7 protein-coding genes and 1 pseudogene are annotated in these 4325 nt (G+C 61.8%); all 8 read right to left on the bottom strand.

The genetic code is table 11. The annotated features are described in order from the left end of the window. Positions 1-125 precede the first annotated feature (125 nt). Positions 126-419 (bottom strand): hypothetical protein, encoded by a 294-nt coding sequence (locus H926_RS0107510; protein WP_022675752.1) that lies wholly within the window; start codon positions 417-419, stop codon positions 126-128. 159 nt (positions 420-578) lie between these two features. Continuing rightward, positions 579-878: a hypothetical protein gene (locus H926_RS0107505; protein WP_022675751.1), complete on the bottom strand. Its 300-nt coding sequence runs from the start codon at positions 876-878 to the stop codon at positions 579-581. A gap of 81 nt (positions 879-959) precedes the next feature. Beyond that, positions 960-1781, bottom strand: coding sequence for a CsgG/HfaB family protein (locus H926_RS26150; RefSeq protein WP_022675750.1), 822 nt, complete (start codon positions 1779-1781; stop codon positions 960-962). Between the two features lie 73 nt (positions 1782-1854). After that, positions 1855-2520, bottom strand: a complete 666-nt coding sequence (locus tag H926_RS0107495) for a hypothetical protein (protein WP_022675749.1) — start codon at positions 2518-2520, stop codon at positions 1855-1857. Further along, positions 2510-2848, bottom strand: coding sequence for a hypothetical protein (locus H926_RS34225; RefSeq protein ID WP_148291664.1), 339 nt, complete (start codon positions 2846-2848; stop codon positions 2510-2512). The genes H926_RS0107495 and H926_RS34225 overlap by 11 nt, the downstream gene beginning before the upstream one ends. A 2-nt stretch (positions 2849-2850) precedes the next feature. After that, complete coding sequence (locus H926_RS26145) at positions 2851-3360, bottom strand: DUF2726 domain-containing protein (protein WP_022675746.1); 510 nt, start codon at positions 3358-3360, stop codon at positions 2851-2853. After that, positions 3357-3761: a hypothetical protein gene (locus tag H926_RS0107475; protein WP_022675745.1), complete on the bottom strand. Its 405-nt coding sequence runs from the start codon at positions 3759-3761 to the stop codon at positions 3357-3359. The genes H926_RS26145 and H926_RS0107475 overlap by 4 nt, the downstream gene beginning before the upstream one ends. Positions 3762-3769: 8 nt before the next feature. Next, positions 3770-4325: pseudogene (locus tag H926_RS34530) on the bottom strand (hypothetical protein); the annotation flags it as partial.

Here is a 4325-nt window from a genome sequence, read left to right as displayed (position 1 = left end):
CGATTTTTGCAACAGAGCCCGTGCATCGACGCGCGGGTGCGCTGGTGCACAGAAGCGTAATTGCGACGTCGCAGACGTGCAAGTGAGCACCTGTGCACAGGTGCGCGGTCGCACACTCGCGATACCTATATCAGTATGCCGACGATGACCAACATCAGGGCGGCGTTGGACGCGAGGATCTTCCCGACGCCCAGCGCGCGAGCCGATCGGCCTTTCCTCCTGGTAGACCAGGTGCGGTCGATCCCGGTACGTACTGCCAATATCCCGTCGACGGCTAGGACGGACCCTATAACGAACAGCATCAGGGTGAAGGCCTTCACAAATTCTCGACCTGATGACGGCGATATGGCGAACGCAGCCACGAGACAGACCGTCGCGATCCCGTAGAGCGATGCGCCAGCATCGAGGAGACCGGACATCAGGAGACGGCGAGGTTGGCTCCACGGGATCGGCACAAACATCGTCGGCCTTCTGCAGACGCGGCACGGCTCAACCGGACTGGCGGGCGGCCACGCTCCGAGGCGATTGCCGCAATATCCGCATGTCGGCGCAGTGGGGGAGGGGGCCGTTTGCATCGACTACGCTGACGGATCCGTGATGGTTTCGTCTGCCGGCACGTCGGCGCGCATGGAGGCATTGTAGCAGGCGGGGTCGCAGAACAGCATAGGACGGCCTCTACACGTCATCTGGTGCCCCTCCAGCATGACGGGCCTGCTTGCCAGTCGCTGGCATCGCTCGTTGGTCTTCGTCATGAAGCCGCAAGGGATGGCGATCGGTTCACCACGCGGCGCCTCCATCTCGGCCGCGTCTAGCGGCTCTATGTTGAGGTCCGGGGCAGGATCGAAGAAGTCCCGCTGCTGGATACGCGCGTGTTTCATATGGACACCTGACGACGATGGGGGAGGGGGCTCTCGAGCGATGCTCTCGCTCGCCTGCTAACTCCCTCTCCCCTCTAAAGCTTATTGCCTCGGCGCTGGTGGTGCCATCGGAGGCGCCGGGGAGGGCGCCGGTCCGATCGAAGCTCCAGTTGGTTGGGGCAACCGCGTCTGTGCCTGATTGGTCAGCTTGACGAAGGCGTCGAGCATCGCGACCGAAGTGATCTTGCCCATGTCGGTGCTGGTATACGCACCTCCGAGAGCGCCGACGCCGGCGTTGGTGAGCAGACCGCCTCCCAGGATCGACAGATCCTTTTTGCGGGCCGAGCCCGTCGCGATCGCCTGTTGGATGCCGGTTTTCACCTCGATCAAGGTAAGCATGGTCTGGCTCGACTTGACCTTCTGTTTGAACCCGAGGCCGCCGGGGAACATCGTGCCGAGCCCGCCTCCGCTGCCACCCGCATCAGAATCCGAATAGAGCACCTTGGCCTGGAGAAGGTAATCCGCGGCCTTCAGAGTGGCTTGGTTGTTCGCGCCAGCGACGCTTCCACCCGCTGCGAGCTGACGCTCTCGCTGCAGGGCGTCGAAGCCTTCTCCACGATCGACGACCTGGAAGCAGCCCGATTGAGCAACGAGAAGCTTCAGCAGGGGGATCGGATCAACACGCTGACTCCCGCCGTTCTGGGCTTCTGCCATCCGCATCAGCGCCGCAAGGCCCGGGGGAATGCCCTCGGCGGTTCCTCCAGCGGCGCGCTCCTCCACCAACGCGATGGTCCCGTAGGGTCGATCGCAGCGTGGAACCTGCGTATTCTCGTCGATCCCGATCCCCCCCTTACCCGCCTTCTGGGCGAGCGCCGGCGAAGCCGACGCTGCGAGCAATGCCATGATTGCGATAGTACGGCGCATTGTATCCCTCCCTCGTTCGATGATCGTGTACCATAGGTTTGTTGCTATCTCAGTGCGTTGCGACTGAAATGACCTATTCCAGAAAGCCCTTTGCGCTGTCGGCTTTGACCTCGAGAGCGCGAGCAAGACCGGTCTGCAGCCGGATCGTCTTGTCTGTTGATCCGACCACCTTCACCGGAGCCATCATTTCCTTTGCTGTGGTCGAGCCGAAAAGGCGGTCATTCCCGTGCCAGAAGGCCGTCAGCCCCTCCGCAATCCTGACGCGGTAGGTCCCGACCTGGACCGGTGTTGCCGTCTTCTTCCCCCCAGCTACGTAGATCCCCAACACATCCTTGTCGGTCGCGACGTCGTTCAAGACGACCACGTAGCCATGATTGGGCCTGTCTGGAGCGCGAAACCTTAGAATGCCCTGTCGACGGTTAAGGTCGGTTGCCGGTGTGGTGAACACCGTGCCGCTTTCCGGGAATGGCACTGGAATCATCCTCTGAAATGCCGACGTCATCACCGAGGTGTACGTCCTATAGATGACATACATGCCCCCGAGCGCGACGGCCGGAACTAGGATTGCTTGAAGTAGCGCACGTCCGACGCCGGCCATTTGCCATCTTGCGTTGGTCCATGACGATCCCTGGCCCATTTCCACACGCCCGCGCTTGTCGTTCCAGATCGTCGGGCCGTCATCGATACCCTGGCGCCTCCGATACCGGGCCCGCATATAGTCGCGATCATCAAGCCCCATGACGTGCCGCTCCAGTTGTTATGGCGCGCTTCGTCACGGCGCGGTGATGCAGAATCTTCAGCTGCTGCATGAAGTCGGCGATGACGAAGGAAAACTCGTCTGCGACCTCCTTCTCGGCCGCACATTCCGGCGCGATCGAAGCCGCGGCGAGCACCAAATGAGCCGCTGCAATCGGATGCTCATCCATGAGGTGAAAGGCTCTCGTGCGAAGATCGTCGGCCAGCTCCTCGGCGGGGGTGTGTACCCCGGCTTGGCTGGTAGGGGCGCTCTGAGCGTCATCTAATCCGCTGGCTTCGGCAGATGGACGTGATCGTTCGGCTATTGCCATGGCTACATGACCTCGTGGCGGGGAAGGTTCTGTGCGGGGAGGGGTCGCAGCGACGCGACGATCGGCATGACGTCGTTGAAGTTGGGCTGCACGCGCCCGGGCACGCGGATCGTGCGATATCCCGCATAAGCCGTCATTTCGTCGCGAACGCGGTCCTTGAACGGGTTATGCGACCAGTCGTCGACCTCGATTAGCGCGACGATCAGGCCCGTCGCACGATCCTGCGCCACGAAGTCGACGATCTTCTGCGAAAAGGCATTCCGGTCGGAAATCTTGCTCTTCCGCATTGGGCTTTGCGGTACGCGCAGAAGCGCTCCCATCGCGACTTGCGCATGGATACGGCAGTGCGGCAGGGCGCGCTCGAGGACGTTGAGCATGGCCGTCTCGCGCGGGGTCAGGAAGCGTTTCGCAACCGGGCGCGGTGGACCGAATATGTTTCGAACACCTAGCGCCTTCAGGATGAGGACGGCCGAGACCAATGCGATCAGGAGGGGGAGGGGCTTGTCCATCATCGGACGGCACTCAGAGGGATCGAATCCGATGTTTTGCCGCTCTCAGCCGCTGATAGCCGGTTTTCGGACATAGAAAGCCACTGCACCTCTTTTGATGATGCTGGCCTTCCGGGGATGAGCTGCGCGGCGACGACGATGATCGCGAATATGACTAGGACCCGGGCGAGTTGAACGATCATGCGCCGATCGATCGATCGGCGCGCATCGTCCTTCTTCTCCAGTTCGGCTGCACCCTGCAGACAGGCGAGCGCTCCGTCACTCAGGATACGAGCATTTTGGGTTTCGTCGTCAAACAGGGTGGCGTCGCCACTCGAAAACCGACTGGCTCGAATAGCGAGCAGATCATGCGCGAGCCTGCGCAACTCTTCGGACGTGGGTTTGCTCTGAAATATCGGGCTCATGGCGTTCCTCACATATCCAGGCTTAGATTTTTCTGAGGGAGCCCCGGCAGCTGGTCGCCGTGGCCAGGCATCGCGGGCAGGGAGCTCAAATCGTCCATGTCGAGCGGGCGCATTCCCAGCTCGTCGTCCTTCCGCGTCTCCGGGCGCTTCTGGCGATCCTCGTCATCCTTGCGGTCGAGCGCGAGGCCGTCACGCTCCATCTGCTTCGGATCCGAGTAGTCGTTCTCCGACTTGCCCATGGGTGGGAGGTCGTCAGCCGACGTCAGCGATGCGTCGAAGATGATCCGCTGCCCGTCATCGCGATCGAGTGTCGCTGCTGCTGCGCTAAGCGCGTCGTCGGCCGCCTTGGTATGTCGCCCCGGGCCGTCGATATCGAGGCGTCCGAGGGTCTCGAGCGACGCCGTCTTGTTGCCGGGGTTGCTGTCGAGTTGTCGGTCCAGCTTCTGAAGGTTGTCGATGACCATCGTCAGCTCGAACCGCACGCGGGTGACGGCGACGTTGAAAAGGCGCTGGTTGGACAGGTTGCGCTCGAAGCTGCGCATGGTGAGAACACCGGGAATAAAA

The organism is Novosphingobium sp. B-7, from assembly GCF_000410615.1.
GTDB classification, from domain to species: domain Bacteria; phylum Pseudomonadota; class Alphaproteobacteria; order Sphingomonadales; family Sphingomonadaceae; genus Novosphingobium; species Novosphingobium capsulatum.
Note: the sequence above shows the minus strand (reverse complement) of the source record. Positions and strands in the feature narration are given on the sequence as shown.

What these genes read in the sequence shown, in the direction of transcription:
- H926_RS0107510 (WP_022675752.1), bottom strand. Translation starts at nt 419, where the DNA reads ATGTCCGGTCTCCTCGATGCTGGCGCATCGCTCTACGGGATCGCGACG.
- H926_RS0107505 (WP_022675751.1), bottom strand. Translation starts at nt 878, where the DNA reads ATGAAACACGCGCGTATCCAGCAGCGGGACTTCTTCGATCCTGCCCCG.
- H926_RS26150 (WP_022675750.1), bottom strand. Translation starts at nt 1,781, where the DNA reads ATGCGCCGTACTATCGCAATCATGGCATTGCTCGCAGCGTCGGCTTCG.
- H926_RS0107495 (WP_022675749.1), bottom strand. Translation starts at nt 2,520, where the DNA reads ATGGGGCTTGATGATCGCGACTATATGCGGGCCCGGTATCGGAGGCGC.
- H926_RS34225 (WP_148291664.1), bottom strand. Translation starts at nt 2,848, where the DNA reads ATGGCAATAGCCGAACGATCACGTCCATCTGCCGAAGCCAGCGGATTA.
- H926_RS26145 (WP_022675746.1), bottom strand. Translation starts at nt 3,360, where the DNA reads ATGATGGACAAGCCCCTCCCCCTCCTGATCGCATTGGTCTCGGCCGTC.
- H926_RS0107475 (WP_022675745.1), bottom strand. Translation starts at nt 3,761, where the DNA reads ATGAGCCCGATATTTCAGAGCAAACCCACGTCCGAAGAGTTGCGCAGG.